The 26,547-nt window shown below is 71.1% G+C and carries 24 protein-coding genes; 11 read left to right on the top strand and 13 right to left on the bottom strand.

The window, feature by feature from the left end; genetic code table 11:
- Positions 1 to 57: 57 nt before the first annotated feature.
- Positions 58 to 1,278 carry a styrene monooxygenase/indole monooxygenase family protein gene (locus tag ACWED2_RS05980; protein WP_449689325.1) on the top strand — a complete coding sequence of 407 codons (1,221 nt, stop codon included), beginning with the start codon at positions 58 to 60 and terminating at the stop codon, positions 1,276 to 1,278.
- A 51-nt stretch (positions 1,279 to 1,329) separates the two neighbouring features.
- Here ACWED2_RS05980 and ACWED2_RS05975 read toward each other — a convergent pair whose 3' ends face one another.
- A complete protein-coding gene (locus ACWED2_RS05975) occupies positions 1,330 to 4,074 on the bottom strand; it encodes a BTAD domain-containing putative transcriptional regulator (RefSeq protein ID WP_449689324.1) in 2,745 nt (914 codons plus the stop codon).
- Positions 4,075 to 4,213: 139 nt separating this feature from the next.
- On the opposite strand from ACWED2_RS05975, the gene ACWED2_RS05970 reads away from it, so the two are divergent.
- On the top strand, positions 4,214 to 4,528 hold the full coding sequence (locus ACWED2_RS05970) for a hypothetical protein (protein ID WP_449689323.1): 315 nt from the start codon (positions 4,214 to 4,216) through the stop codon (positions 4,526 to 4,528).
- Between the two features lie 35 nt (positions 4,529 to 4,563).
- A complete protein-coding gene (locus tag ACWED2_RS05965; protein WP_449689322.1) occupies positions 4,564 to 4,881 on the top strand; it encodes a hypothetical protein in 318 nt (105 codons plus the stop codon).
- Positions 4,882 to 4,936: 55 nt separating this feature from the next.
- Here the strand turns inward: ACWED2_RS05965 and ACWED2_RS05960 are convergent, their stop codons facing one another.
- The 5 genes from ACWED2_RS05960 to ACWED2_RS05940 form a co-directional block, all read right to left on the bottom strand.
- Positions 4,937 to 6,403 (bottom strand): alpha/beta hydrolase, encoded by a 1,467-nt coding sequence (locus ACWED2_RS05960; RefSeq protein WP_449689321.1) that lies wholly within the window; start codon positions 6,401 to 6,403, stop codon positions 4,937 to 4,939.
- 79 nt (positions 6,404 to 6,482) lie between these two features.
- On the bottom strand, positions 6,483 to 7,481 hold the full coding sequence (locus ACWED2_RS05955) for a TIGR03842 family LLM class F420-dependent oxidoreductase (RefSeq protein WP_449689320.1): 999 nt from the start codon (positions 7,479 to 7,481) through the stop codon (positions 6,483 to 6,485).
- Positions 7,482 to 7,488: 7 nt separating this feature from the next.
- Entirely contained in the window at positions 7,489 to 8,871 is a 1,383-nt protein-coding gene (hydA, locus tag ACWED2_RS05950) for a dihydropyrimidinase (protein WP_449689319.1), read from the bottom strand.
- Positions 8,871 to 9,653: a nitrilase-related carbon-nitrogen hydrolase gene (locus ACWED2_RS05945; RefSeq protein ID WP_310972674.1), complete on the bottom strand. Its 783-nt coding sequence runs from the start codon at positions 9,651 to 9,653 to the stop codon at positions 8,871 to 8,873. The genes hydA and ACWED2_RS05945 overlap by 1 nt, the downstream gene beginning before the upstream one ends.
- A 10-nt stretch (positions 9,654 to 9,663) precedes the next feature.
- On the bottom strand, positions 9,664 to 11,223 hold the full coding sequence (locus ACWED2_RS05940; RefSeq protein ID WP_449689318.1) for an NCS1 family nucleobase:cation symporter-1: 1,560 nt from the start codon (positions 11,221 to 11,223) through the stop codon (positions 9,664 to 9,666).
- Positions 11,224 to 11,443: 220 nt separating this feature from the next.
- Between ACWED2_RS05940 and ACWED2_RS05935 the strand changes: the two genes are divergently transcribed.
- From ACWED2_RS05935 to ACWED2_RS05925, 3 genes are all read left to right on the top strand, one after another.
- On the top strand, positions 11,444 to 12,139 hold the full coding sequence (locus ACWED2_RS05935; RefSeq protein WP_449689317.1) for a response regulator transcription factor: 696 nt from the start codon (positions 11,444 to 11,446) through the stop codon (positions 12,137 to 12,139).
- The gene (locus ACWED2_RS05930) at positions 12,136 to 13,122 is read left to right on the top strand and encodes an ATP-binding protein (RefSeq protein WP_449689316.1); all 987 of its coding nucleotides are present in this window, start codon (positions 12,136 to 12,138) and stop codon (positions 13,120 to 13,122) included. The genes ACWED2_RS05935 and ACWED2_RS05930 overlap by 4 nt, the downstream gene beginning before the upstream one ends.
- A 365-nt stretch (positions 13,123 to 13,487) precedes the next feature.
- The gene (locus ACWED2_RS05925) at positions 13,488 to 14,921 is read left to right on the top strand and encodes a DUF4153 domain-containing protein (protein WP_449689315.1); all 1,434 of its coding nucleotides are present in this window, start codon (positions 13,488 to 13,490) and stop codon (positions 14,919 to 14,921) included.
- An 82-nt stretch (positions 14,922 to 15,003) separates the two neighbouring features.
- Here ACWED2_RS05925 and ACWED2_RS05920 read toward each other — a convergent pair whose 3' ends face one another.
- Positions 15,004 to 15,339 (bottom strand): SSI family serine proteinase inhibitor, encoded by a 336-nt coding sequence (locus tag ACWED2_RS05920; protein ID WP_449689314.1) that lies wholly within the window; start codon positions 15,337 to 15,339, stop codon positions 15,004 to 15,006.
- 55 nt (positions 15,340 to 15,394) lie between these two features.
- Positions 15,395 to 17,032, bottom strand: a complete 1,638-nt coding sequence (locus ACWED2_RS05915) for a PucR family transcriptional regulator (protein ID WP_449689313.1) — start codon at positions 17,030 to 17,032, stop codon at positions 15,395 to 15,397.
- Positions 17,033 to 17,164: 132 nt separating this feature from the next.
- On the opposite strand from ACWED2_RS05915, the gene ACWED2_RS05910 reads away from it, so the two are divergent.
- On the top strand, positions 17,165 to 18,655 hold the full coding sequence (locus ACWED2_RS05910; protein WP_449689312.1) for a CoA-acylating methylmalonate-semialdehyde dehydrogenase: 1,491 nt from the start codon (positions 17,165 to 17,167) through the stop codon (positions 18,653 to 18,655).
- Here ACWED2_RS05910 and ACWED2_RS05905 read toward each other — a convergent pair.
- Positions 18,627 to 19,451: a helix-turn-helix domain-containing protein gene (locus ACWED2_RS05905; RefSeq protein WP_449689311.1), complete on the bottom strand. Its 825-nt coding sequence runs from the start codon at positions 19,449 to 19,451 to the stop codon at positions 18,627 to 18,629. The genes ACWED2_RS05910 and ACWED2_RS05905 overlap by 29 nt on opposite strands.
- 115 nt (positions 19,452 to 19,566) lie before the next feature.
- On the opposite strand from ACWED2_RS05905, the gene ACWED2_RS05900 reads away from it, so the two are divergent.
- Complete coding sequence (locus ACWED2_RS05900) at positions 19,567 to 20,610, top strand: aldo/keto reductase (protein WP_449689310.1); 1,044 nt, start codon at positions 19,567 to 19,569, stop codon at positions 20,608 to 20,610.
- A 4-nt stretch (positions 20,611 to 20,614) separates the two neighbouring features.
- On the opposite strand, the gene ACWED2_RS05895 is transcribed toward ACWED2_RS05900, so the two are convergent.
- The 4 genes from ACWED2_RS05895 to ACWED2_RS05880 are packed head-to-tail and all read right to left on the bottom strand — an operon-like array spanning position 20,615 to position 23,026.
- On the bottom strand, positions 20,615 to 21,100 hold the full coding sequence (locus tag ACWED2_RS05895) for a hypothetical protein (RefSeq protein ID WP_449689309.1): 486 nt from the start codon (positions 21,098 to 21,100) through the stop codon (positions 20,615 to 20,617).
- Complete coding sequence (locus ACWED2_RS05890; protein ID WP_449689308.1) at positions 21,097 to 22,293, bottom strand: PPE domain-containing protein; 1,197 nt, start codon at positions 22,291 to 22,293, stop codon at positions 21,097 to 21,099. Before ACWED2_RS05890 ends, ACWED2_RS05895 begins: the two co-directional genes overlap by 4 nt.
- Entirely contained in the window at positions 22,290 to 22,616 is a 327-nt protein-coding gene (locus tag ACWED2_RS05885) for a type VII secretion target (RefSeq protein ID WP_449689307.1), read from the bottom strand. Before ACWED2_RS05885 ends, ACWED2_RS05890 begins: the two co-directional genes overlap by 4 nt.
- A complete protein-coding gene (locus tag ACWED2_RS05880) occupies positions 22,616 to 23,026 on the bottom strand; it encodes a YbaB/EbfC family nucleoid-associated protein (RefSeq protein WP_449689306.1) in 411 nt (136 codons plus the stop codon). Before ACWED2_RS05880 ends, ACWED2_RS05885 begins: the two co-directional genes overlap by 1 nt.
- A 209-nt stretch (positions 23,027 to 23,235) precedes the next feature.
- Here ACWED2_RS05880 and hrcA point away from each other — a divergent pair, with 209 nt between their 5' ends.
- Genes hrcA through ACWED2_RS05865 form a run of 3 tightly spaced genes read left to right on the top strand, consistent with a single transcriptional unit; the run spans position 23,236 to position 26,211 of the window.
- Complete coding sequence (hrcA, locus tag ACWED2_RS05875) at positions 23,236 to 24,261, top strand: heat-inducible transcriptional repressor HrcA (RefSeq protein WP_449689305.1); 1,026 nt, start codon at positions 23,236 to 23,238, stop codon at positions 24,259 to 24,261.
- 31 nt (positions 24,262 to 24,292) lie between these two features.
- On the top strand, positions 24,293 to 25,456 hold the full coding sequence (dnaJ, locus tag ACWED2_RS05870) for a molecular chaperone DnaJ (RefSeq protein WP_449689304.1): 1,164 nt from the start codon (positions 24,293 to 24,295) through the stop codon (positions 25,454 to 25,456).
- 2 nt (positions 25,457 to 25,458) lie between these two features.
- Positions 25,459 to 26,211: a 16S rRNA (uracil(1498)-N(3))-methyltransferase gene (locus tag ACWED2_RS05865; protein ID WP_449689303.1), complete on the top strand. Its 753-nt coding sequence runs from the start codon at positions 25,459 to 25,461 to the stop codon at positions 26,209 to 26,211.
- Positions 26,212 to 26,547: the final 336 nt, after the last annotated feature.

Below are 26,547 nucleotides of genomic sequence, written 5' to 3'. Positions count from 1 at the left end.
GGATTTCCGCCGCGCGCCGAGTACGTTGGCAGTAAAGGATTTCCGGGGAGGGCGGCCATGCGGCGGATCGGGATCGTCGGTGCGGGGCAAGCGGGATTGGTCCTCGGCATCGGACTGCGGCAACAGGGCTACGACGTCACGGTGTTCGCCGAGCGGCCGGCCGAGGAGGTGCGGGCCGGGCGGCTGATCTCCAACCAGTGCCTGTTCGCTCCGGCCCTGGACCGCGAACGCGAGCTCGGCATCAACTTCTGGGACGCCGATGCCCCGCCGGTCGGGGAAGTCTCCTTCGCGGCCGCCGGGGAAGGTGCCGAGCCGGCGATCGCCTGGCGGGTGGGGCTCGATCGGCCGGCGCAGTCCGTCGACCAGCGTGTCAAGGTGTCGGACTGGATGGCCGAGTTCGAACGCCTCGGCGGCGAGCTGCGGATCCGCCGGATCGGCCCGGACGAGCTCGACGAGTGCGCCCGCGAGTTCGAGCTGCTCGTCGTGGCCGCCGGGCGCGGGCCGCAGTTCGACGCGCTCTTCCCGCGCGACGACGAGCGTTCGCCGTACCGCGAGCCGCAGCGGGCGATCGGGATCACCTATGTGGCCGGGAAACTCGATGCCGTTCCCGGGCTCACTTTCGGGATGTCACAGGTCGGCGAGTTCTTCCTGCTGCCGGTGCTCTCCGTGCACGGGCCCGTGCACGGCATCGGCTTCTTCGGCGTGCCCGGCGGCCCGATGGACGTCTGGGACGGTGTCGCCGACGTCGAACAGCACTACGAGACCGCGCGGAAGCTGCTGCGCGCGCACTACCCGTGGCAGGCCACGCTGCTCGATGACGCCCATCCGGTGGCACCGTCCGAACTGCTGCACGGCCGCATCACGCCGATCGTCCGGCAGCCGGTGGGAACCTTGCCGTCCGGGGCGAAGGTGCTCGCCATGGGCGACACCGCGGTGACCAACGACCCCATCGGCGGCCAGGGCGCCAACATGGCCGCCCGGGCGGCGCACGCCTACCAGGAGGCCATCGTGGAGCGCGGCGACCGGCCGTTCGACGAGGAGTTCATGCGCGACGCGTTCGCCCGGTACTGGCACCACGCCCGGCACGCGACGCGGTTCAACAACGACCTCCTCGCCCCGCCGCCGGAGCACGTTCTGGCCACTTTGGACACTGCGCAGCACGTGCCCGCGGTGGCGCACCGGTTCGCCCACCTCTTCGAGAACCCGGCCGACTACGAAGGCTGGCTCGGCGATCCCGAAGCGGCGATGGCGTACCTTCGGTCGTGCACGCCGAGCTGATCCGTCAGGGCGACTTCGCCCTCCGCGGCCGGTCGTGCGTCCGCTGACGGGTCACTTCGCCACGACGGCGTCCTGGACCGGCACCGTGTGCTCGCGGATGCCCAGTTCGGTGGAAATGCTCCTCGCCATCCGCCAGTAGTGGTTCGCCATGCCGATGTTTCCGAGCGTGTAGAGCGCCTCGGCGAGGTGGGAGAGCGTGCGGGCGGCGGAGCGGTCGTCGTTCAGGTGCCGGCTGATGGCGAGGGCCTGTTCGTAGTGGGTCACCGCCGTCTCCGGCTTGCCGGTGCCGCGGTACAGGTCACCGAGGGTGTGCAGGGTGAACTGCAGGCCGGCCTGGTCGTCCCGGTTCCGTTGGATGTCCAACGCGCCGGTGAGGCATTCGACAGCCGCCGCCGGCCGGCCCCGCAGCCGTTCGGCGTCGCCGAGATTGTTCAGGGAGATGGCTTCCCCCTGCCTGTCCCCGGTTTTCCTGAACAGTGCCAAAGCTCGCTGGAAACAGTTCGCCGAGTCGGTGATCGCATTCATCTCGACGTGCACGACGCCCAGGTTGTTGAGGTTCCACGCCTGGCCGTGGAGGTCACCGATCTCCTCGAAGATCGCCTGGGCGCGGCGGTGGCACTCGACTGCGGTATCGAACTCGTGCAGGTCGCTGTACACCACCCCCAGACCACGCCAGATGATGCCCTCGCCACGGGTTTCGCCCAGGGCTCGGGTGGCGTCGAGCGCGACCTGGTAGACGGTCACCCAGTCGGGCCAGTGACTACGCCGGTAGTAGAAGCTGAGCAGCACCCACGCCAGTTGCCACGCCACGGCCGGCAGACCGAGCGGGACGGCGGCGAGCACGGCCGCGCGGAGGTTGGCGCGTTCGGTTTCGTACCAGGCCAACGCGTTCTCGTAATCCCGGAACTGCGGGACGACACAGCCGGACGGCAGTGGTTCGAGATCGATGATGCGGACCCGATGCGGGTCGAACACCGTCCGCGCGGCCTCGGCGGTGTGCAGGTACCAGATGAGCAGCCGGTGCAGCGCCTGCTCGTGTTCGTGCTGCCGGGTCCCGTCGGAGGCGTACAAGCGGACGAGGTCGTGCATGGCCCACCGGCCGGGTCTGCGTTGCTGCACGAGATGGACGTTTTCCAACGCGCGCAACGCCGACCGGGTCGCGCTGGTGGGCAGGTCGACGAGCGTCGTCGCCGCGGCCAGGCCGATGTCCGGGCCCGGTGCCCAGCCGAGCAGCGCGAACGCCCGTGCTTGCGCCGGGGTCAGCGTGTCCCGGGACCAGGACAGCACGCACGGGAAGCTCACGGCGGGGTTGTCGTCGTCGAGCACGTCCATCCGGGTGCCGGCGTCGCGCAGTTCGGCGGCGAGGTCCGCGAGCGAGAAGTCGGGCCTGGACGCCGCCCGTCCGGCCACGATGCCGAGCGCCAGCGGAAATCCGGCGCACGACGTGAGCAGCTCCCGCACCGCTGCGGGTTCGGCGGCTACCCGTTCGGCGCCGATCCGCCCGGACAACACCTGGTGGGCCTCGGTTTCGGTGAAGGCGTCGACCAGCACCGGCGACGCGCAGTGCCGGGCGACCAGCTCGCTGAGCCGGTCGCGGCTGGTGACGACCACGGTGCACCCGGGACTGCCGGTGAGCAGGGGAACGACCTGGTCCGCGCTCCGGGCGTTGTCGACCACGACGAGCAGGCGCCGACCTGCCACGATGCTACGGAACAGGGCGCTCTGGGCGTGCGCGCTCACCGGGATCGACTCCGCGTCGACACCGAGGGCGTCGAGGAAGCCACGTACGGCCGTGGCCGGATCCATCGGCTGCCCGTCCGCGCTGAAGCCCTGGAGGTCGACGAACAGCTGGCCGTCGGGGAATCGCTCGGCGTGCCGGTGGGCCCAGTGCAGGGCGAGCCACGTCTTGCCCACCCCGCCGGTGCCGGTGATCACCGCCGGCTGCCCCGCCTGCGGGCCGGTCAGCACGGCGGTGAGCTGGGCGAGTTCGGTGTCGCGGCCGACGAAGTGGCGCGGCGCCGGCGGAAGTTGCCTCGGCGTCGGGATCTCTTGTCGATGGGCGGCGGGTGCGTCCAGGACGGGGGCCGCGGTGAGGATCCGCTGGTGCAGCCGGCGCAACGGCGGACTGGGATCGGCGCCCAGCTCGTCGGCAAGGCGCAGGCGGAGCCGTTCGTAGTGCGCCAGTGCCTCGGCCTGCCGGCCGCAGCGGTAGAGCGCGAGCATGAACTGGCCGGCGAGCCGTTCGTCAGCCGGGTTCATGGCGATCCGGGCCGGCAGCTCGGTCACCAGTTCGGCGTGCCGGCCGAGGCGCAGCCGCAGGTCCGCGTAGTCCAGCTCGGCCGCCATCCGTTCCCGCTCCAGCGGGCCACGCAACCCGGCCAGCCACGGACTGTCCAGTTCGCCGAACGGCTGGCCACGCCACAGGTTCAGCGCCTGGCCGAGCAGCTCCGCCGCCGCCTCCACCCGATCCGTCGCGCGCGCCCGCCCGACCAGCCGGCGAAACCGGTGCAGGTCAACGGCTTCCTCTTCGGCGACGAGAGTGTAACCACCGGACCGCCGGCGAATGTCGATTCCCGCGCTCCGCAGCCGGGAAAGGTAGCTGTGCAAAGTATCCCGGGCCCGCAACGGCGGATGATCGCTCCATACCCGATACACCAGCTGATCCACGGAGACGACGGTGGTGACGTCGGCCAGGAGTGCGACGAGCACGGCCCGCCGGCGGGGCGGTCCCAGGTCGAGAACCTGCCCGGCACGCCGGGCCTCGACCGGCCCCAGCAGCAGAAACTCCACTGTCATCTCGTCCTCCCCCGGCTGAGATGCCATTCCGCGATTCGGTTGTGGCCTGCGCTTTCAAGGAAACCACAAGATCCCGACACGGGTACCTCCACATGCTGGCCAGGTGGAGCGACCGTGCTCCGAGGAGGGAGATTCGAAGATGCGCAAGCTTGCTGCCGCTGCCGTCGTGGCGCTCGCCGCACCTGCCATCGCGTTCTCGGCCGGGACAGCCGAGGCCGAAACCGGCTGGATCGGTTTCAACAGTGCCGGCGCGTATGGCTGTCAGAGCTGGGTGGGCTGGGTCGGCTCCGTCGAGCAGCTCCATGTCAAGTGCGCCGGCACGGGGCGGGATGTCAAGGTCAGGGGGCAGTTCGTCGGCGGCTGTGGGCAGGTGACGACCGGGTGGAGGTTCGAGTACAACCACGCCGACTGCCGAGGTGGCGGACTCGACGCCGGCATGTTCAAGCTGCGTTAGCCCGGCCACCCCCAATCCAGGAATCGGAGTTTGTCATGAACATGCGTGAACGTACGGGCTTTGGGCTCGCTCTGCTCGCTCTCGGCGGTGGCCTCGCCGTGGCGGGCGCCGGCCCGGCATCGGCCGCGCCCAGCGGGACGCAGTTGAAGCTGAGTTGCAGTCTGGCCTGGCATGACGCGAACACCGCGGGTGTCCGGTGTACCGGTGCGGCGTTCTTCGGTTTCGCCAAGTGCAAGAACGGCAGGATCGCCCAGGGAGCGGTGGCGGCGTCGGGCACCATTTCCTACGCGTACTGCACGTCGTTGAATTCCTCTCTGGCGACTCCGCTCAAATGGGGTGGGGCCGTCGCGTGACGCCGCGCTTTCCGTGGGGCCGTCTGTGGTGCGGCGGCCCCCCGGAAAGCGGCTGTCAGGCCGGGCCCGGGAACGCCGCGGCGAACGGGCCGCGGTCCGGGGCGCAGACCGTGTCCGGTGCCGGTAGCGCGCCCGTGGTGAAGTAGCCGTCCAGCCGGCCGTCGATGCAGGCGCTCTTGCCTCGGGAGCCGTGGCCGTACGTGTCGAGGCTCAGCAAGCGCGCGTTGGCCAGCAGGCGCTCGGTCCGCTGCGCTCCGGCGTACGGCGTTTCCAGGTCGCCCTGGCGGTTCGCCAGCAGGAGGATCGGGGCCGTCGGGCGGTTCCACGGTCCGGCGTAGCGGCCCGGGTCCGTGACCTCCCAAGTCGCGCACGGCAGCGTCTTGTAGACGTCGTACCGGCCGAAGCCGTGGGCGACGCGGTCTGCTCGATCGGCGTAGGCCCACCAGGCGGCCGGGTCGCGCGGGTTCGCCGCGTCCGAGCACAGCGTGGCGCCGCCGCCCAGCAGGGAATCGATGTCCGGTGGGCCGCCCTGGGCGGCCGGTGCCGGCGAAGCAGGGTCGGCGAGAGCCTGGAGGAACGCCGCCAGTTGAGGCGCCGACCGAGTGTCGGTCAGGTAGTCGTGGATGCGGGCGATGGCGCTCTGGTAGGTGACGGCGACCTGCCGCCCGGTCGTCTCGGTCACCGTGATCGGGCCGGCCGTCAAGCGGTCGAGGATGGCGGCATAGTCGAAGGCGCAGCGGGCCGCGCAAGAGTCCAGAAAGGACTGGAGGGCCCGTGGGGCGTCGGAGAAGCCCTGCAGGCGATAGCTCATCGGACCGGGGCCGGTCGACCAGCGCACCGGGTCGTCGACCGCGTCGAGCGCCATGGCCTCGACTCGGCCGGGGAACAGGTTCGCGTACGTCTCGCCGAGGTACGTGCCGTACGACTTCCCGTAGTAGCGCAGCTTCGGCTCGTCGAACGCCGCTCGCAGCCGGTCGAGGTCGCGGGCGATCGTCCCGGTCGAGAGGTGGCCGGCCAGCGGGCCCGCGTTCTGCTCGCAGAGATCCGTGACCACGCGGGTGTCGGCGATCTGCTGCTGTTCGGCCGCATGCGTCAGCGGGAACGTGCCGAGGGCGTGTTGCAGCACTTCGAGCTGCGACGGATCGGTGAAGCAGTGGATCTTCGAGCTGGCCCCGACGCCGCGTGGGTCGAAGCCGACGATGTCGAAGCGGGCGTGCAAGGCCGGCGTCAGCGCGGGGGCGAACCGGCCGGACGAGCCGGGGCCGCCCGGGTTGTAGAAGATGGTGCCCAGCTTGTGGGCCTGGTCGGTGGCGGGCAACCGGCCCACCGCGAGCCGCACCGTGCCCGCGGATGGGTCCTGATAGGACAGTGGGACGTCGAGGTGGCCGCATTCGTAGCCGGCCTGGCAGGAGGGTTCCCAGACGATCCGGGCGGGGCTCGCCGCGGCCACGGGGGCGAGGGCGCCCACCGCGAGCGCGGCGGCCCCCAGCGCCGTCGCCGTGCGGAGTTTCCGAGAGGTCATGCCAAGATCGTCCCGCCCCGGACACGGTGGCGCATTGGGGTAAGCCACCGAATCCGGGGTGGGGTAAACCGCAACTCGATCAGGTGGTGAGCTTCGGGATGATCTGCGAACCGTAGGACGCCAGCGTGGCCTCGCGGTCGTCGTGCATCAGGTACAGCGAGAACTGGTCCACGCCCAGCTCGGCCAGCTCTTGGAGGCGTTCGACGTGGGCGGACGCCGGCCCCAGCAGGCAGAACCGGTCGACGATCTCGTCGGGGACGAACTCCGTCGACGGGTTGCCCGCCCTGCCGTGGTGGCTGTAGTCGTAGCCTTCCCGTTCGCGGATGTAGTCGGTCAGCTCGCGCGGTACCGCGCCCGACGAACCGTACCGCGCCACCAGGTCCGCGACGTGGTTGCCGACCATCCCGCCGAACCAGCGCAGCTGTTCGCGCTGGTGCGGCAGGTCGTCGCCGACGTACGCCGGGGCCGCGACGCAGATCGTGATGCCGCCCGGGTCACGTCCGGCCGCGCGGGCCGCGTCGCGGACCGCGCCGATCGTCCAGCGGGCGATCGCCGGGTCGGCGCACTGGAGGATGAAGCCGTCGGCGTGCTCGCCGACCGTCTGCAGCGCCTTCGGCCCGTAGCCGGCCATCCACATCTCGAGCCGGCCGTTCGAGATCCAGGGGATCTGCACGGTCTTCTCGTTCATGGTCACCGCGCGGCCCTCGGCGAGGTCCTTGACCACGTGCATGCAGTCGCGGACGGTGGCCAGCGTGGACGGCGGTTTGCCGACCACCCGGTGCGCCGAGTCGCCGCGGCCGATGCCGCACACGGTCCGGTTGCCGTACATGTCGTTGAGCGTGGCGAAGGTCGACGCCATCACCGACCAGTCGCGCGTGCCGGGGCTGGTCACCATCGGTCCCACGATCAGCGACGACGTGGCCGCGAGGATCGCCGAGTAGATGACGAACGGTTCCTGCCAGAGCACGCAGGAGTCGAACGTCCACCCGTACCGGAACCCGGCGCTCTCGGCGTCCTTCATGAGCCGCACGACGTCCCGCGCGGGCGGGTCGGTCTGCAGCACGATTCCGAAGTCCATGGCTACCTCAATTCAGATACTGGTTGAGGGAGCGGGACAGGAACTTGCCGTGTGACGTCGATCCGGTGAACCCGTCCGGCGAAACGACGACACGCCCGCGCGAAAGCACCGTGTGCACGCGCCCGGTGATCTCGAATCCTTCGTACGCCGAGTAGTCCACGTTCATGTGGTGTGTCTCGGCCGACAGCGTCTGCGTCGCCGAAGGGTCGTAGATCACGATGTCCGCGTCCGAACCCGCCGCGATGACTCCCTTCTTGGGGTACAGCCCGAACATCCGCGCCGGTGTGGCCGAGCACGTTTCGACCCAGCGGCCCAGCGTCAGCTCGCCCGCCACGACACCCTGGTGCAGCAGGTCCATCCGGTGTTCGACGCCCGGCATCCCGTTCGGGATGGCCCGGAAGTCGCCGCGGCCCATTTCCTTCTGGTCCTTGAAGCAGAACGGGCAGTGGTCGGTGGACACCACGGACAGGTCGTTGGTCCGCAACCCGCGCCACAGGTCGGCCTGGTGTGACTTCTCCCGCAGCGGCGGTGAGGCCACGTACTTCGCGCCCTCGAAGTCCGGCTTCGCCAGGTCCTCAATGGACAGGTACAGGTACTGCGGGCACGTCTCCGCGAAGACGTTCTGCCCGTCGTTACGCGCTTCCGCCACCGCCGCAAGCGCTTGCGAGGCCGACAGGTGCACGATGTACAGCGGTGCGCCGGTCACCTTCGCCAGCTGGATCGCCCGCGATGTCGCCTCTCCTTCCAGCTCCGGCGGCCTGGTCAGGCCATGTTGCACCGGGTCGATCTTGCCCGCTTCGAACGCCTGCGCCGCCAGCTGGTCGATCGCGATGCCGTTTTCCGCGTGCATCATGATCGTAGCGCCGATTTCGCGGGCTTTCTGCATCGCGAGCAGGATTTCCCCGTCCGTGGAGTAGAACACCCCCGGGTACGCCATGAACATCTTGAAGCTGCCGACGCCGCCGTCGACGCAGGCTTCCATCTCCTTCAACGACTGGTCGTTGACGTCGGAGACGATCATGTGGAAGCCGTAGTCGATCGCGCAGTTGCCGTCGGCCTTGCTGTGCCACTTGTCCAGAGTGGACAACAGGGACGTGCCCTTGGCCTGCACGGCGAAGTCGATGATCGTGGTCGTGCCGCCCCACGCGGCCGCCGTCGTCCCGGTCGAGAACGTGTCGACCGAGTGCGTGCCGCCGAACGGCATCTCCATGTGGGTGTGGGCGTCGATGCCGCCGGGCAGCACGTACTTCCCGGTGGCGTCGATCGTCTCGTCGCCGGTCAGCGTGCCGGGCGCCCCGACGGCGGCGATGGTCTCACCGTCGACGAGGACGTCCGCCGCAAAAGCACCCGACGGCGAAACGACCTGACCGCCCTGGATGAGCGTGGTCATCAGGCCTCCGCGAGCGGGCCGTAGGTGTCCGGGCGGCGGTCTCGGTAGAACGCCCAGGTGTTCCGGACCTCCTCGAGCAGCGACAGGTCGAGGTCGCGCACCACGACCTCGTCTTCGGTGTCGGAGGCGGCGTCGCCGACCAGTTGCCCGCGCGGGTCGACGAAGTACGTCTGACCGTAGAAGTCGTTGTCGCCCAGTGGTTCCACGCCCACCCGGTTGATCGCGCCGACGAAGTACTCGTTCGCCACCGCGGCCGCCGGCTGCTCCAGCTTCCACAGGTACTGCGACAGGCTGCGGCTGGTCGCCGACGGGTTGAACACGATCTTCGCCCCGGCCAGGCCGAGCGCGCGCCACCCCTCCGGGAAGTGCCGCTCGTAGCAGATGTAGACGCCGATGCGGCCGACGGCCGTGTCGAACACCGGGTAGCCGAGGTTGCCGGGGCGGAAGTAGAACTTCTCCCAGAACCCCTTCACCTGCGGGATGTGGTTCTTGCGGTACTTGCCGAGGTAGGTGCCGTCGGCGTCGATCACCGCGGCGGTGTTGTAGTAGACGCCGGGCTGCTCGACCTCGTACATCGGCACGATCAGCACGACGCCGTGGCGCTCGGCCACCTCCTGCATGAGCTTCGTGGTGGGCCCGTCCGGGATGGCCTCGGTGTAGGAGTAGTAGTCGGCGTCCTGCACCTGGCAGAAGTACGGCCCGTAGAACAGCTCCTGTAGGCAGACGACCTGGGCGCCCTGGGAAGCGGCGGTGCCGATGTGGTCGACCGCCGCCTTGATCATGGACTCCTTGTCACCCGTCCACCGCTGCTGGATCAGGCCGGCTCGAACCACGCTCACTGATTTCCTCCTTCGTTGTGGACAAGGGCAGGGACAGGGCGGCGAACACGACGAACGCGCCGACCAGGCCGACCACCCAGTTGTAGTCGTAAAGCGGCTTGAGGAACGGGATGAGCCCGTCGGCGGGGAACGGCCCGCCGTACGCGCCTCCTACTGCCAATACGGCTCCCACCAGCGTCGCGACCAGTGCGCGCCAGTTCCAGCCGCCGGTGAACCAATACACCCCATCGGGTGTGTAGAGGTCCTTCAAACGGAGCTTCGTGCGGTTGATGACCCAGTACCCGGCGACGAGCACCCCGGCGACCGCGCCGAGCAGGCCGCCGTAGAAGCCGAGCCAGGCGAAGATGTAGATGTTCGGGTCGGAGTACAGCCGCCACGGCTGGATGAGGACGCCGATGACGCCGGTGATCCCGCCGCCGACCGCGAACGTGATCTTCTTCGGGAACGCGTTCGAGAAGTCGTAGGACGGGCTGACGACGTTGGCCGCGAGGTTCGCCGAGATCGTCGCCAGCACCAGCGCGATCAGGGCCACGACGACCACGATCGGGCTGGAGAACTTGTCCGCGAGCTTCGACGGGTCCCACAGCTCTTCGCCGTAGAGCAGCTTGCCGCCCGAGGTGGTCAGGATGGCCACGATCGCGATGAACGTCATGGTCGTCGGCAGGCCGAGGATCTGGCCGCGGACCTGCTTGCGCTGGCTGCCGCCGAACCGGGTGAAGTCCGGCATGTTCAGCGACAGCGTCGACCAGAACGCGATCATCGCCATCAGGGCGGGCGCGAACACCTTCCAGAAGTCCGGGCCCCAGCCGAGCTGACCGGGTTCGGACAGGATGGGGCCGAAGCCGCCCGCCTTGACCAGCACGTACCCGAGCATGATCAGGAAGCCGACGGACACCAGCGGCGCCGTCCAGTTCTCGAACCGGCGGACCGCCTCCATGCCGCGCCAGATGATGAGCATCTGGCCGATCCAGAAGACCACGAAGGACAGCCAGAGCGTCCAGTGCTGCCCGGCGATCACGGCGGAGTCGCGCCACCACGAGCCGAGGAGCCGGCCGAGGATGACGTAGATGGCCTCGCCGCCGACCCAGGTCTGGATGCCGAACCAGCCGCACGCGATGAACGCGCGCAGCAGCGCGGCCAGGTTCGCGCCGCGCAGACCGTAGAACGCGCGGGCGAACACCGGGAACGGGATGCCGTACTTGGTGCCGGCGTGGCTGTTGAGCAGCATCGGCGCGAGCACGACGATGTTGCCGATCGTGATGGTGATGAGCGCCTGCACCCAGTTCATGCCGAGTGCGATGAGCGACGCGGCCAGGGCGTAGCTGGGGATGTTGTGCGCCATCCCCATCCAGAGCGCGAAGTAGTTGTAAGTGGTCCAGGTCCGTTTTTCGACGGGGACGGGGGCCAGTTCTTCGTTGAAGAACCGGCTGCCTTCGAGAGACCTGACGTCGGCGGGGTCGAGCTCGACCCGGCCGTCGTCGTGCACGCGCTGGTCTGCGGGTGTCGGCGCCATTGCGGAATCCTGCGCGCCTGGTCATCGCCGGGGCAACGGCAGTCTGTTCACTCTTCGCTGATCAGGAGTGCAGTCTGTCGATTGCGCGAAGGGCTCCGGTAATGCATGACCTGCGTCACACATCCGGCCGTCACGAACCGGCAAAGAGGGTGAAACGTCTCCACAGGATCTTCACACTTCACGCAAACCGTCTCCACCGGGGGTGCTTAGGGTCGTGGTCATGGAACTGGGTGGGCGGCGGGTGCTGGTCGTCGAGGACGACGTCACGATCGCCGCGTCGATCGCGGCCCGGCTGCGGGCCGAGGGGTTCGGGGTGGACGTCGTCCACGACGGACCGGCCGCCGTCGAGGCGGAGGCGGCGTCCGAGCCGGACCTGGTGGTGCTGGACGTGATGCTGCCGGGGTTCGACGGCCTGGAGGTGTGCCGGCGGATCCAGGGCCGCCGTCCGGTGCCGGTGCTGATGCTGACCGCGCGCGCCGACGAGACGGACATGCTGGTCGGGCTCGGGGCCGGCGCCGACGACTACCTCACCAAGCCGTTCTCGATGCGGGTGCTCACCGCGCGGGTGCACGCGCTGCTGCGGCGGGTGGAGCGCTCGTCCGCCGGTGTCTCGGCGGCGCGGATCGTGCTCGGCGACCTCGAGATCGACGTCGACCAGCGGCGCGTCGCCCGGGCGGGGGTCGCGGCGCAGCTCACGCCGATCGAGTTCGACCTGCTGGTGCACTTCGCGCGGCGGCCGCGGGTGGTGCAGCCGCGGGAACGCCTGCTGTCGGAGGTGTGGGACTGGGACGTCCACGGCACGTCCGCGGGCACCCGGGCGGTGGACAGCCACATCAAGGCGCTGCGGCGCAAGCTCGGCGCGGACCTGATCCGGACCGTGCACGGCGTCGGCTACGCGTTGGAGGCGGGCTCGTGAACTTCATTCCGCGGCCGCTCGACCGGATCCGGTCGATCAAGCTGAAGCTGGCCATCCTGATGGTCGCGTCCGGCGGGATCGCGTTCGCGTTCTTCAACTGGCAGATCGGCTGGCTGCCGCCGAAGACGACGATCACCGCGATGGTGCTGGCGCTGGTGTTGTCGCAGGTCCTGGCACACGGGATGACGCGGCCGCTGCGCGAGATGACGGCGGCGGCGCGGGCGATGGCCAAAGGCGACTACACGCGGCGGATCCGGGCCACCACGCGGGACGAGGTCGGGGTGCTGGCCCAGGCGTTCAACCAGATGGCGGGGGACCTCGGGGACGCGGACCGGCAGCGCCGCGAGCTGATCGCGAACGTCTCCCACGAGCTGCGGACGCCGATCACGGCCTTGAACGGCGTGCTGGAGAACCTCGTCGACGGCGTCGAGCAACCCGATCCGGGGACGTTGAAGACGGCGTTGCAGCAGACCGGGCGCCTGGCGACGCTGGTGGACGAGCTGCTGGACCTCTCGCGGCTGGACGCGGGGGCTTCTTCGCTCCACAAAACGTCGTTTTCGCTGTGGTCGCTGTTGTCCGAGGTGGTGGGGGAGGCGGCGTTCGCGGGCCGCGGGGTGACGTTCGAGGTGTCGGTGTCCCCCGAGGGGGCGGTGGTGACGGCGGACCGCGGGCGGCTGTTCCAGGTGGTGGCGAACCTGCTGGAGAACGCGGCCCGCCACGGCCCGGCGGGCGGGCAGGTCCGGGTGGTGGCGCAGGTGCGGCCGGGTGAGGTGCGCATCGACGTGTGCGACGAAGGGCCGGGGATCGCGCCGGCGGACCGGGAGCGGGTGTTCGAGCGGTTCACCCGGGGCGAGCGGCCGTCCGGCGGCGGGACGGGGCTGGGGCTGGCGATCGCCCGGTGGGCGGTGGAGTTGCACGGGGGAACGATCGGCGTGGTGGATCAGACGGCGGGGAGCCGGATCCGGGTGACGCTGCCGGCTTAGGGCTTTTTGGGCGGTGGTCAGTGTGGTTGCGGGCCGAGGGATTTGCGAACGGGAAGTGGGCGGAGATGCCGAAGAGCAGTGTGGGCGGGGCCGGGGAGCGGGTGCCGCGGGGGAAGCGGGCTGCTGGTGGGCCGGAGGTCGGCGGGGATTCGGGTGCGGGTGTGCCACGGGGGAAGCGGATCGCCGGGGGTGAGCCGGCGGGGGTTGGCGGCGGGCCGCGGTCGAGGCGGGCCGGGGGTGCCGCAGCACTCGCGGAGCGGGGCCCGGAGGCGCCGGGCGCCGGTGCCGGAGCCTTTGCGCCGCCGGGTGCTGCGACCGCGGGTGGGGGCGTGGCCGTGGCCGCTCCCCCCGTTCTTCTCCGGCCGATGCCGCCGCCGAAGTCCGTTGTCGTTCCGTTGCCGCCCTCCGTTCTTCCCGCCGCCGGGCTGGCCGGGGTTGCGGGTGCGCTTTTCCTGCCCGTCGACCGGCCCGGGGTGGGGTGGTTGCTCTCCGGGCTGGCCGTCGCCACCGGGGTCTTCGTCGCCGATCGGCGCTCGCGGGAAGGGGAGCCGGGCGTCTTCACCTGGCGCAGCGCCGGGTGGGCCGTCCTCGCTCTCGCGCTGCTTGCCGTGGGCGCCGTGCGGGCGTCCGGGTGGCTGTTCGTCCTCTGCGTCATCGCCGCCGCGGTGGCCGGGTCGCTGGCCGTCGTCGGGGAGCGGACCGTGCACTCCGTTCTCTACGACATGCTCGCCGTCCCGATCGAGGCCTTCCGGGCCGTCCCGTGGGTCGGGCGCGGGGCCGGTCGGTTCACCGCCCGCCGCGACGGGGTGGCCCGGCGGATCGCCCTCGCCGTGCTCGCCGCCGCCGGGCTCGTCGGGGTCTTCGTGCCGCTGCTCGCCAGCGCCGATGCCGCCTTCGCCGCCGTCGTCAACGCCGTCATCCCCGAGCTCAGCGTCGCGACGCTCGTGCGGTGGTGCTCGGTCTTCGCGGTCGTCGGCCTGGCCGTCGCCGGGGCCTGCTACTTCCTGGCCGCGCCGGCGCCGCGTGCGTCCGTGGACCGTCCACACCGGACCGGATACGGTCTGGAGTGGACGGTCCCGCTCGCCGCACTCGTCGTGGTGTTCGGCGTCTTCGTCGGGGTGCGGCTGGTCGTGCTGTTCGGCGGGACCGGATACGTCCTGCGCACCAGCAACCTGACGTCGGCCGAGTACGCCCGCGGCGGCTTCTGGCAGCTGTGCGCGGTCACCGTCCTGACGCTGGCTGTCGTCGCCGCGGCGCTGCGCTGGGCGCCGAACGCGACGAAGGCCGACCGGCTCCGGCAGCGCGTCCTGCTCGGCACGCTCAGCGCGCTGTCCCTGGTGCTCGTCGGTTCGGCGTTGAGTCGCATGTGGACGTATCAGCAGGCGTACGGCTTCACCGTGCTGCGGCTGCTGGTCGAGGTCTGCGAATTCTGGTTCGGCGCGGTGTTCGTGCTGGTCCTGGCGGCCCTGGTCCGGCTGCGCCCGGCGTGGCTGCCCCGCGCGGCGATCGGCACGGCCGCGGCGGCGCTGCTGGTGCTGGCCGTCCTGGACCCGGAACGCCTCATCGCCGACGCCAACCTCGACCGCGCGGCCACCGGCAAGCCCCTCGACGACCGTTACCTGGCCGGCTTCTCGGCCGACGTGGTCCCGGTCGTCGCGGACCGCCTGCACGAACCGCTGCGCACGTGCGTGCTGCGCCAGGTCCTGCGCGACGACACCCCGGACGGCTGGCCGGCGTGGAACCTGAGCCGCTCGACGGCCCGTGGAGTGACGTTCGGCCCGGTCACCGTCTGCGGCTGAACCGGACTGGCGGGTAGTGCGTGGTTAAGAGATACCGGAAGCCACCGGGCCGTCGTGGGGGCGGCCCGGCGGCTTCCGCGCGTCAGAACCCGAAGACCCCGTCCGAGTCGCGATCAGCTTCGCAGCGGTTTGCGTACGTCGTGGTGTACGACACCGGCTTTCCGCGCCACGTCCCGATCGCCGTGGCGTCCACCGGTGCGTAGATCAGCGTGCACGCCTGGTGCCGCGCGTTGATCCGCGAGAAGTCACCCCCGGCCCCCGACAGCACCGCGCACGCCTTGTCGCGCTTGGGGTGCGTGCCACCCACCGGATCGCACGTCAGGACCACCGAGCCGATCCGGCCGGCGGTGTCGTGGGTGGTCAGCTGCAGCGTCGAAGCCGGGGGTGGCGCCGGCGCCAGACAGCCGATGCTCACCAAGCATGCTGCGAAAGGGATCAGGGCCATATCGGTGTCATCGGCCGTCCGGAGTCGATCACTGCACGACACGTCCGGGTGAGTCTTCTTCGCTCGGCCGGGTGAGGTCCCACGCCAGCAGGGCCACATACAGCGACAACATCGACTCCGGGTCCTCCAGCCGCACCCCCAGGACCTGCTCGATCCGGGCGAGCTGCTGGTAGTAGGCCGTCCGGGACGTGTGGGCCGCCGCGGCCGCCGCCGACTTGTTGCCGCCCTGCTCGCAGTAGTGCCGCAACGCCTGGACGAGCCGGCTGCCCGAAGCCGCGTCGCGCTGCAGCAGCGGGCCCAGCTCGCGGAAAGCGAACGCCGTCACGCGCTCGTCGCCGGCCAGCAGGTGGAGCAGGCCGCGCAGGCGGACGTCCGACAGCCGGTGCACCGGCCGGTCCGCACCCGTGCCCAGCGCCGCCGCCGCGACCTGGCTCGCTTCCAGCAGCGTCCGGCGGGCTTCGGCGGGCGACGACACCGTCGTGCCGACCGCGAGCACGCCCGGGGCGCTCCCGCGGGCCTCGTGGAGGTCGGTGGCGAGGCGGTGCAGCACGGCGTCGGCGTTCGCCTCGGGGGACAGCGCGATCAGCGCCCGCACGCCGAGGTCGTCCGTCGCCACCAGGGCCGACACCTTCGCGCGGCGCGCCGCCAGCACCGTCGCCTCGGCCAGCTCGCGCAGCACCGGCGGGGTGGACAGCGCCGGGCGCGCCGTACCCGTCAGCCGCGGCCGGACGGCCAGCCCGACCAGCTGCCGCCCGGGCAGCGGCACGGCCAGCGCGGATGCCCTGGCCAGCAGCTCCGCCGTCGGCGCGGGCGAGGCCAGCAGCTCGGCCAGCACCGCGCGGTGGGCCTGCCGTTCGAGGCTGTCGGACTCCTTCGCGACCAGCCGGTGCACGGCCAGCGCGGACGCGGCCCGCTCGGCGACCACCCGGTGGCGGTGCGGCGGCTGGTCGGCGCAGACGAGGATCAGGCGTCCCCAGTCGTGCCCGCGCGCGCCGACCACGGTCACCAGCCAGCCCGACCCCGGGTGGTAGCCGGTGCGCTCGCCGACCTGGACCACCCGCGACCGGGACGGCCAGCCGGTGAGCAGCTCGGCCGGATCGGTGCCGGCCGCGTCGTAGGCGAGCACCTCGTGGGACAGCGTCTCCAGCACCACCGGCTGTTCGGTGAGCCGGGCGACTTCGCCCAGGACGACGCCGGGTTCGGCGCCCGCGACCGTCAGCGCGGTGAACGTCTCGTGCACGCGCTCGGCGGCCCGCAGCTCGGCGACCTGGGCGTCGACGATCTGGCCGTTCACCGCTTCGGTGACGCTCACGAACCTCGTCTCGCGCGAGAGCGTCACCAGGGGGAGCCCGTGCTCCTCGGCCGCGCCGACCAGCGCGGCGGGCAGCTTGTCGCTCCAGTGCCGGACCAGCTCGACCACGACGCCGGCGGCGCCGACCCCGGCCAGGTCGGCGACGTAGCGGGCGAGCGCCGGGCCGTCGTCGGGCAGCGCGACGCCGGTGGTCAGCACCAGCTCGCCGCCGCGCAGCAGGTGCGCGATGTCGGCGACCTCGGCGACGTGCGCCCAGCGCACCGGCGCGTCCAGCCCGGCGGCGCCGGCGACGACGTGCGGACGGCCCTGGCGCAGCACGGGCAGCGCGAGGACCTCGGCGACGGTCGGGTACATGGCTCCTCGAGATGATCGGCAGGGACAGACTGTACGGCCGCGACGGCGAGTCCGTACACGTTGCCGATGGCCTGGCGTGGCGCCCGCACGGAGACTCTGGTGGGACGTTGCCGGAGTGAAGGAGTGCCTGCCGTGACCGACCGCATCAGCCACTGGATCGACGGCAAGCCGTTCGGCGGGACCGCCGCGCGCTCCGGCGAGGTCTTCGACCCGGCCACCGGGGAGGTCCGGGCGCACGTCGACTTCGCCGGCGAGGCCGAGGTCGAAGCCGCCGTCGCCGCGGCCAAGGCGGCGCTGCCGGGCTGGCGCGGGACGTCGCTGGCAGGGCGGACGCGAGTGCTGTTCGCCTTCCGCGAGCTGCTGTCCGCGCGCAAGCACGAGCTGGCGAAGATCATCACGAGCGAGCACGGCAAGGTCGAGTCCGACGCGGCCGGCGAGATCGCCCGCGCGATCGAGAACGTCGAGTTCGCCTGCGGCGCCGCCCAGCTGCTCAAGGGCGGGTTCAGCGAGAACGCCTCCACCGGCGTCGACGTCTATTCGATCGCCCAGCCGCTCGGGGTGGTCGGCGTGATCTCGCCGTTCAACTTCCCGGCCATGGTGCCGCTGTGGTTCGTCCCCAACGCGCTGGCCTGCGGGAACACCGTGGTGCTCAAGCCGAGCGAGAAGGACCCGTCGGCGGCGGTGTTCATCGCCGAGCTGTTCGCCGAGGCGGGGCTGCCCGCGGGCGTGCTCAACGTGCTGCACGGCGACAAGGTCGCCGTCGACGGGCTGCTGACCCACTCGGACGTCAAGGCGATCTCGTTCGTCGGGTCGACACCGATCGCCCGCTACGTCTACGAAACCGGCACCCGGCACGGCAAGCGCGTCCAAGCGCTCGGCGGGGCGAAGAACCACATGGTGGTGCTGCCGGACGCCGACCTCGACCTGGCCGCCGACGCCGCGGTGTCCGCCGGGTTCGGCTCGGCGGGGGAGCGGTGCATGGCGGTGTCGGTGGTCGTCGCCGTCGACCCGATCGGCGACGACCTCGTCGAAAAGATTGCCGAGCGGATGTCCCGGCTGCGCGTCGGCGACGGCCGTGACCCCGCGTCGGAAATGGGGCCCCTGGTGACCGCGGCGCACCACGCGCGCGTCGAGTCCTATGTGGACGCCGGGGTGGCGGCGGGTGCCTCGCTGGTGGTCGACGGCCGGGGCATCGAGGTGCCCGGGGACGGCTTCTGGCTCGGCCCGACGCTGTTCGACCACGTCCGCCCGGAGATGTCGATCTACACCGACGAGATCTTCGGCCCGGTGCTGTCGGTGGCGCGCACGGCGTCCTACGACGACGCGCTGGAGCTGATCAACGCCAACCCGTACGGCAACGGCACGGCCATCTTCACCGGCGACGGCGCGGCCGCGCGGCGGTTCCAGAACGAGGTCGAGGTGGGCATGGTCGGGGTGAACGTCCCGATCCCGGTCCCGGTCGGCTACTACTCCTTCGGTGGCTGGAAGGACTCGCTGTTCGGCGACAGCCACGCCTACGGACCGGAAGGTTTCCACTTCTTCACCCGGACGAAGGTGGTCACCTCCCGCTGGCCGGACCGCTCGCACGCCGGGGTCAACCTGGGCTTCCCGCGCAACTCCTGAGCGCGGCCCGGCTCGCCTCGTCCGCGGGACGGCCGATCATCACCCGCTGGTCGGTGTCCCGGAGGGGCAGGAGCACTTCGAAGTCCACCGCGAGGACGCCGGCCGCGGGATGGCGCAGCACCTTGCTCCCGCGGCCGGTGGCCTTGACGTCCCGCTCCGCCCACAGCCGCGCGAACTCCTCGTCGCGGGTGCACTCGGCGATGAGGCCCAGCAACGCCGGGTCTTCCGGGTGGGCGGCCCACGCGGCGCGCAGGTGGGCGATGCCGTCCCGCAGCACGCGCTCGCGGTCGGCGTAGCGCTCGCGGATTTCCGGGTGCCGCAGGCACAGCCACATCGCGTTGCGCCGCGGCGGCGGCAGGGTGCCGAAGTCCACGAGCAGCCCCGCCATTTCGCCGTTCCAGGCCAGGATGTCGTAGCGGTGGTTCATCACCATGGCCGGCAGCGGCGAGAGGTCGGCGACCAGCCGGGCCAAGGACGGCACCGCGGTGGTGGCCGGCTCGACGGGGCCGTCCGGGCGCTGCCGGGTCAGCTCGAAGAGGTAGGCGCGTTCGGCGGGGGTCAGGCGCAGCGCCCGGGACAGGGCCGCCACGACGTCCGCCGAAGGACGCAGCCCACGCCCCTGCTCCAGCCGCACGACGTAATCGACGCTGACGCCGGCCAGTTCGGCGACCTCTTCGCGGCGCAGGCCCGGGGTCCGCCGGGCTTGCCGTCGAGCGGGCACGCCGAAGTCGCCCGGGTCCAGGCGCTCACGCCGGGTCCGCAGGAACGCGGCCAGTTCCTCGGTCGGGGTGATCATGCCCGGTCCAACCGCCGGAGGTAGGACTCGTGTTCCCAGGAAGTCGTTTCCCTTACCCCTGGCCGACGGTGAGCAGAGGCTGGTGCTCGATGGATCACGAGCACAGGAGGACCTGATGGCGCTCACCCTCGACACCTACCGGCTGCTGGGCCGCTCCGGGCTGCGGGTGTCCCCGCTGGCGCTGGGCACGGCGACCTTCGGCACCGAGTGGGGCTGGGGCGCGGAGAAGGAAGACGCGCGCAAGCTGTTCGACACCTACGTCGAGCGCGGTGGCAACTTCGTCGACACCGCGAACACCTACACCGACGGCAGTTCCGAGCGCCTGCTCGGCGAGTTCGCGCGCGGGCGCCGCGAGAGCCTGGTGCTGGCGACCAAGTATTCGACGCTGCGCCGGCCCGGTGACCCGAATTCCGGTGGCGCGCACCGCAAGAGCCTGTTCGCGTCGGTGGAGGCCAGCCTGCGGCAGCTGCGGACGGACTACCTCGACCTGCTCTACCTGCACGTGTGGGACTTCACGACGCCGGTGGAGGAGATCCTGCGCGGCCTGGACGACCTGGTCCGCCAGGGCAAGGTCCTGTACGTGGCGATGTCCAACGTCCCGGCGTGGGAGGTTTCGCGCATGCAGGCGATCGCCGACCTGCGCGGCTGGTCGCCGCTGGTGGCGCTGCAGGTCGAGTACAGCCTGATCCGGCGGGACGCCGAACGCGACCTGATCCCGATGGCGCGGGAGCTCGGGCTCGGGGTGACGCCGTACTCGCCGCTGGGCGGCGGCGTGCTGTCGGGCAAGTACCGCGACGCCGGGTCCGCGGAGAGCCCCCGCCTCAGCTTCAACGCCGGGCTGGGCCTGGTGACCGAACGGAACCTCGCGATCGCCGAGGTGGTGAAGCAGGTCGCCGCCGAGCTGGACCGCACGCCCGCGCAGGTCGCCTTGGCCTGGACGCTGCGGAACCCGGCGGTGACGGCCCCGATCGTCGGTGCCCGCACCCCGGCGCAGCTCGAGGACAACCTGGGCGCGCTGGCGGTCGGGTTCACCACTTCGCAGCTGTCTCGCCTGGAGGAGGCGGCCGCGATCGAACTCGGGTATCCGCACGACGTGCTCGCCGGTGACCACCTCCGCCGGGTGACCCGCGGGGAGATGGTGATCGAGGCACGCCGGTGAAGGTCTAGGCGGGGAGGACGTTGATCAGCGTCTTCGTGCGCGGAGTCAGGTAGACGGCGTTGGTCCGGTCCGCCTGGATCCGCGCCCGGAGTTCGCGGTCGTCGAGGCGGAAGCTGTGGTCCTGGACCACCAGGTAGGTGAACCAGATCCGCTCCATGACGGTGTAGAGGTAGATCGGGTACTGCCCGCGCTCGGGCCGCCTGCCGTGCACCTTCCCGAAGTCGTGGGTCCAGCCGGTGACCACCACCAGCCGCCCGCTGCCGACCTCCGCCAGCCGGCGCCCGCAGACGAACGCGAACCAGGCGGCGACCGCGAGGATCGGGAGCGCGGCGGCCGCCGCGCCGCCGGCGACCGCGAGCGCGGCGAGCACCAGCCCGGCGAGCACCAGCACCGCGGCGGTCCAGAAATTGAAGTCGAGCAGCTTGCGGCGCTGCGACGGGTGGAGCCGGCCGTTCCGGTTGGCCAGCTCCACCTCAGCCTGCTCGATCATCCGGCCTCGCCTTCGGGATGCTCCTTCTCGTAGGCCTCCTGGGCCTCGTGGTAGCGGTCGTACTGCTCGTTCTCCTGGCGGCGGCCTTCGGTCACCACGCCGATCGTGTCCGCGGGCTTCCACCCCGGATAGCCGCCGGCCTGCTGCCACGCGGCCGGCTTGAGCGCGCTGCGGCCGTCTTCTGAGTAAGCCTTGCCCGGCCCCTCCAGCTTCTCGCCGCCGGGGACCTTCTCCCGCCAAGCGTCCTTCCAGCCTTCGGCCCTCTCTTCCGCCGGCTTCGCCTCGCGGCCGGCCTGCTTGAGCTCGTCGGCCTTGCGCTCGATGCCCGCCGCCGTCTCGACGCTGCGGTCCACGATCCGGTCGGCCGCCTTGCCCGCCTTCTTCAGCGCGTTCGCCGCTCCTTCGAGGGCCGCCTTCGACTTGCCCGCGCCTTTCGCCAGGCCTTCCAGCTTCTCGACGATCTTCGCGATGCGGGTGCTGATCTTCTCCGCCAGCACCCCGCCCTCGATCACCGTGTCCGCGATGAACGCCGCGATCGTCCCGCCGAACGTGCACCACGACGCCGCCAGCGCGGCCAGCGCCTTGACGATCAGCTCGCCGACGAACGACGAGATCATGTCGCGGATCAGCCCGCGCTCGGTGCCGACCAGCGCCGCGCCGACGTTCATCGCCGTCGACGCGCCTTCGGCGTGCGAAGCCGCGCCACGCAGGACACCGACGTAGCTCTCGGCCGTCCGCTGGTAGGCCTCCGCGGACCCGCAGTCGCGGAACGACCGGCCGACCTGGCGCGCCTTCTGCTCGTAGCTCTCCGCCGTCTCGGTGAGCTGCTTCGCGATGTTCGTCCAGGTCACGGCCTTGGCGGTGATCGCTTCGGGCTTGCCGGCGAGCTTGTCGAGGCCGTCCTTGAGGAAGCTGATGTGCTCGATCAGCCAGCCGACGCCCGCGCTCGCCAAGGTCCCGAGCGGATCCATCGCCGCGCCGAGCAGGTCGAGGGCGTCCGTGCCGACGTCCATGGCGAGGTTGCCCCAGTCGCCGCCCGTGGCGTCGGTGAGCGTCGCCGCCGCATCGCTGAAGATGCCGGCGCCGCCGGTCTGCGCGTTGAGGTTGTCCAGCTCGCCCTTCGAGCCGTCGCCCAGGCCGCTCCAGAAGCCGCCCGGCGACTCGGCGGTGGCGACCGGTGAGTTCTCCGTCATGCGGGCAGCTCCTTGCCGATGCCTTCGATCAGGCCCTTCGTCTTCTGCTCGTGCTCGCGGAACGCGGTGTGCGCGGTCTTCACCCGGTCGGCGACCTCGTGGCCGGCCTCGACCGCCGCGGCCAGGAAGCTGTCCGCGGTGTCCACCCACGCCTGGATGGGCAGCGCGAAGACCTGGCCGACCAGCCCGAACGCGTCGAAGTCGAGGGCCTGGGCGGCGCCGGCGGCGTCGAGCGCCTGCTGGACCTCGGCGGCGATCTCGCGGACCTCGTCCTCGTGCCCGCCGAGGACGTCGAAGTCGACCCTCAGACCCCGCAGAGTCATCAGAGCCCCCGGCGCAGGATCGGGCTGCCGAAGTCGTCGTCGGACGGCGGTTTCCGGCGCACTTCTTCGGCGGGGACTTCGGGCGCCGGAATCTGTTCCCGCAGGAATTCCATCGCCTCGCTGCGCTCGCCGATCACCGGCGCCATGATGCCGGTCAGCTGCTGTGCCGCGTCGAGCTGAGCCCGCTTGGCCGCGGCCAGGACCGCCTGGGCCAGCCGGGCCCGCGGCAGCTCGTCCGCGCGCGGGCCGAAGCTGAGTTCCTGCAGCGCACCGGCGGTGTTGACGGTGACCGTGACCGCCCCGTCGGCGCTCGTGGCGGTCGCCGAGACACGCTGGAGACGAGCCTTCGCTTCGGCCGCGCGGCGGGCGATTTCGGGCATACCGGCCGAAGCCGGGTCAAAATTGTTCACGGCGACCTCGTCAGTCGGGGAAGGATGCGGTGATCAGAGGGAGCAAACCGGTTTTCGGTTCCCCACTCAAGCGGGAAAAGTATTTCCAGGACAATTCATGGGAAATGGTTTGCGTGTCCTTTACCCGGCGGGACGGCCCGTGTTGAGCGCGACCGGCTCAGGCTTCCGTAAACTCGGATCGAGCAGCGAGCGAGGTAGGTGAGGAACCGGTGGCCAACGCGGAGGAGCGCCGCTTCGAAGTGCTGCGCGCGATCGTGGCCGACTACGTGTCCAACCAGGAACCGGTCGGGTCCAAGGCGATCGTCGAACGGCACAACCTGGGTGTGTCGAGCGCCACGGTGCGCAACGACATGGCGACGCTCGAAGAAGAGGGCTACATCACCCAGCCGCACACCAGTGCCGGCCGGGTCCCGACCGACAAGGGCTACCGCCTCTTCGTCGACCGCCTGTCGGAGATCAAGCCGCTGAGCGCGGCCGAGCGCCGCGCCATCACCACCTTCCTCGACAGCGGCACCGACCTCGACGACGTCCTCAAGCGCTCGGTCCGGCTGCTCGCGCAGCTGACCCGCCAGGTCGCCGTCGTCCAGTACCCGATGCTGACCAACGCCAAGGTCCGGCACCTCGAAGTGGTGCCGCTCACCCCGGCGCGGCTGATGCTGGTGCTGATCACCGACAACGGGCGCGTCGACCAGCGCACGGTCGACCTCGGCGACGTCGTCACCGAGGAGAACGTCGCCCGGCTCCGCACCGTGCTCAACGCGGCCATGTCCGGACGGCGGCTCAACGACGCCGCGGCGCGCGTCGCCGAGCTGCCCGACAAGTCGCCCGGCGAGCTGCGGGACGCGCTCATCCGCGTCACCACCGTGCTGGTCGAGTCGCTGGCCGAACACCCGGAAGAGCGCCTGGTGCTCGGCGGCACCGCGAACCTCACCCGCAACGTCGCCGACTTCCCCGGCTCGCTGCGCCAGGTCCTCGAAGCGCTCGAGGAACAGGTCGTGGTGCTCAAGCTGCTCGCCGCCGCGCGCAACCCCGGTGCGATCACGGTGCGCATCGGTGAGGAAAATGAAGACGAGCAGATGCGCAGCACCTCGGTCGTCTCGATCGGCTACGGCCGCGACGACGTCGTGCTCGGCGGCATGGGAGTCGTCGGCCCGACCCGGATGGACTATCCGGGCACGATCGCCGCGGTGCGGGCGGTCGCCAACTACGTGGGGCAGATCCTGGCCGGCCGCTGAGCCGGGCAGAGCAGAAGGAGAAGCAGAGACGGTGGCGAGGGACTACTACGGCATCCTCGGGGTGGCCAAGAACGCGAGCGATCAGGAGATCAAGCGCGCGTACCGGAAGCTGGCCCGTGAGCTGCACCCCGACGTCAACCCGTCGGAAGACGCGCAGCACAAGTTCGCCGAGGTCACGACGGCCTACGAGGTGCTGTCCGACCCGCAGAAGCGCAAGATCGTCGACCTCGGCGGCGACCCGATGGACAGCGGCGCGCGCGGCGGCGGTGGCGACCCGTTCGCCGGCTTCGGCGGGCTCGGCGACATCATGGACGCCTTCTTCGGCGCGGCCGGCGGTGGCGGCGGGCGCGGGCGCGGCCCGCGCAGCCGCGTCCAGCCCGGCTCCGACGCGCTGATCCGGCTCGGCCTCACCCTCGAGGAGTGCGCGACCGGCGTCGACAAGGAAATCGCCGTCGACACCGCGATCGTCTGCGACCTCTGCCGCGGCGCGGGCACCAGCGAAGGCACCTCGGTCAAGACGTGCGACACCTGCGGCGGCGCCGGCGAGGTCCAGTCCGTCCAGCGGTCGTTCCTCGGCCAGGTCGTCACGGCCCGCCCGTGCCCGGTCTGCCGCGGCTTCGGCGAGGTCATCCCCGACCCCTGCCGCCAGTGCGGCGGCGACGGCCGGATCCGCGCCCGCCGCAACGTCACGGCGAAGATCCCGCCGGGCGTCGGCGACGGCATGCGCATCCGGCTGTCCGGCCAGGGCGAGGTCGGCCCCGGCGGCGGCCCGGCGGGCGACCTCTACGTCGAGATCGACGAGACCCCGCACGAGGTCTTCGTCCGGCAGGGCCACGACCTGCACTGCAACTTCCGCATCCCGATGACCACGGCGGCGCTCGGCGCCTCGGTGCCGATCTCGACCCTCGTCGACGGCGACTACGAACTCGGCATCGAGCCGGGCACCCAGCCCAACGCCGAGCTCGTCCTCACCGGCAAGGGCATGCCGCGGCTGCGGTCCTCCGGCCGCGTCGACGGCCGCGGCGACCTGCACGTCCACATCGACGTCGTGGTCCCGACCAAACTCGACGAGGCCCAGCGCGAACTCCTCGTCGAGCTGGCCCAGCAGCGCGGCGAAGAGGTCCCGACGCTGGCGTCCAACGGCTCGAAGCACGGCGGGCTGTTCTCCAAGCTCCGCGCCAAGAACCACCGCTGACCGTGCCCGACACCACCCTGCCGGTCTTCCTCGCCACGAGGGTGCCGTCCGCGGGCCGCGCGGTCCTCGACGGCGAGGAAGCCCGGCACGCGGCCACGGTCCGCCGCCTGCGCGTGGGCGAACGGCTGGTCCTGTCCGACGGCGCGGGCGCGATGGCCCGGTGCGTCGTCGAAGGCGTCCAGGCCGGGCGGGACGCTTCTCTCACGCTGACGGTCGAGCAGCACTGGACGGAGGAGCCACCCGCGCTACGGGTCCTCGTCGCGCAGGCGCTGGCCAAGGGTGACCGCGGGGAACTCGCCGTCGAACTCGCCACCGAGGCCGGCGTCGACGCGATCGTCCCCTGGCGGGCTTCGCGGAGCGTCGCGAAGTGGGAAGACGGCGGACGCGGCGACAAGGCCCTGACGCGGTGGCGTTCCACCGCCAGGGCGGCCGCGAAGCAGGCCCGGCGGGCACACGTGCCGGAGGTCACCGAGCCGGTGACCACGGGAGAGCTGGCCGGGCTCGTGGCGACGATGTCGCTGGCCATCGTGCTCGAGTCGGACGCCCCGGACCGGCTGACCGATCTGGCATTGCCGGACGCCGGCGACGTGCTGCTGGTCGTCGGACCCGAGGGCGGGATCACGGACGACGAGCTCACTGTCCTGAAAGAAGCCGGAGCCCGGGCGGTGCGCTTGGGCACGACGGTCCTGCGCACCTCCACCGCCGCGGCCGTCGCCCTCGGCGCACTGGGCGCGCTCACCACCCGTTGGCAGTAGATCCCAGCGAAAAATCGGCATATTTTTGCGCCCAGTTATGGCGCGATCACGCTCCGACCGGTTACTCTCATTTACTAACGCACCGTTCATCGTTCAGGGTGCGCCACTGGGAAGAAGACTCCGCCGGGCACCTCCCCCCTCGGTCCGGCGGCCGCCGCGGTCGCGGTGAGGCGACCCCCAGGCTTCACCGCCACCGCGGCATCTCCTCGCTCGCTTCGCTCGCGGTCGAGCCGCGGTTCTGGTTTCGTCGTGTTCTCTGGGGGTCGAACCCCCAGACCCCCAGCCAGAACGGGAGAGCGGAGGGTGGGGGAAGAGTGGGAAGTGTTAGGGGTATAT

It is taken from the genome of Amycolatopsis sp. NPDC005003, from assembly GCF_053600695.1.
This window is presented reverse-complemented; position numbering and strand designations above follow the sequence as displayed.

Excerpts from the sequence above, each read along its gene's own strand:
- ACWED2_RS05925 (WP_449689315.1), top strand. The coding sequence starts at position 13,488 with ATGCCGCCGCCGAAGTCCGTTGTCGTTCCGTTGCCGCCCTCCGTTCTT.
- ACWED2_RS05960 (WP_449689321.1), bottom strand. The coding sequence starts at position 6,403 with ATGACCTCTCGGAAACTCCGCACGGCGACGGCGCTGGGGGCCGCCGCG.
- ACWED2_RS05975 (WP_449689324.1), bottom strand. The coding sequence starts at position 4,074 with ATGACAGTGGAGTTTCTGCTGCTGGGGCCGGTCGAGGCCCGGCGTGCC.
- ACWED2_RS05965 (WP_449689322.1), top strand. The coding sequence starts at position 4,564 with ATGAACATGCGTGAACGTACGGGCTTTGGGCTCGCTCTGCTCGCTCTC.
- ACWED2_RS05885 (WP_449689307.1), bottom strand. The coding sequence starts at position 22,616 with ATGACTCTGCGGGGTCTGAGGGTCGACTTCGACGTCCTCGGCGGGCAC.
- hydA (WP_449689319.1), bottom strand. The coding sequence starts at position 8,871 with ATGACCACGCTCATCCAGGGCGGTCAGGTCGTTTCGCCGTCGGGTGCT.
- ACWED2_RS05915 (WP_449689313.1), bottom strand. The coding sequence starts at position 17,032 with ATGTACCCGACCGTCGCCGAGGTCCTCGCGCTGCCCGTGCTGCGCCAG.
- ACWED2_RS05940 (WP_449689318.1), bottom strand. The coding sequence starts at position 11,223 with ATGGCGCCGACACCCGCAGACCAGCGCGTGCACGACGACGGCCGGGTC.
- ACWED2_RS05980 (WP_449689325.1), top strand. The coding sequence starts at position 58 with ATGCGGCGGATCGGGATCGTCGGTGCGGGGCAAGCGGGATTGGTCCTC.
- ACWED2_RS05970 (WP_449689323.1), top strand. The coding sequence starts at position 4,214 with ATGCGCAAGCTTGCTGCCGCTGCCGTCGTGGCGCTCGCCGCACCTGCC.
- ACWED2_RS05890 (WP_449689308.1), bottom strand. The coding sequence starts at position 22,293 with ATGACGGAGAACTCACCGGTCGCCACCGCCGAGTCGCCGGGCGGCTTC.
- ACWED2_RS05895 (WP_449689309.1), bottom strand. The coding sequence starts at position 21,100 with ATGATCGAGCAGGCTGAGGTGGAGCTGGCCAACCGGAACGGCCGGCTC.
- ACWED2_RS05935 (WP_449689317.1), top strand. The coding sequence starts at position 11,444 with ATGGAACTGGGTGGGCGGCGGGTGCTGGTCGTCGAGGACGACGTCACG.
- ACWED2_RS05945 (WP_310972674.1), bottom strand. The coding sequence starts at position 9,653 with ATGATCAAGGCGGCGGTCGACCACATCGGCACCGCCGCTTCCCAGGGC.
- ACWED2_RS05905 (WP_449689311.1), bottom strand. The coding sequence starts at position 19,451 with ATGATCACCCCGACCGAGGAACTGGCCGCGTTCCTGCGGACCCGGCGT.
- ACWED2_RS05955 (WP_449689320.1), bottom strand. The coding sequence starts at position 7,481 with ATGGACTTCGGAATCGTGCTGCAGACCGACCCGCCCGCGCGGGACGTC.
- ACWED2_RS05900 (WP_449689310.1), top strand. The coding sequence starts at position 19,567 with ATGGCGCTCACCCTCGACACCTACCGGCTGCTGGGCCGCTCCGGGCTG.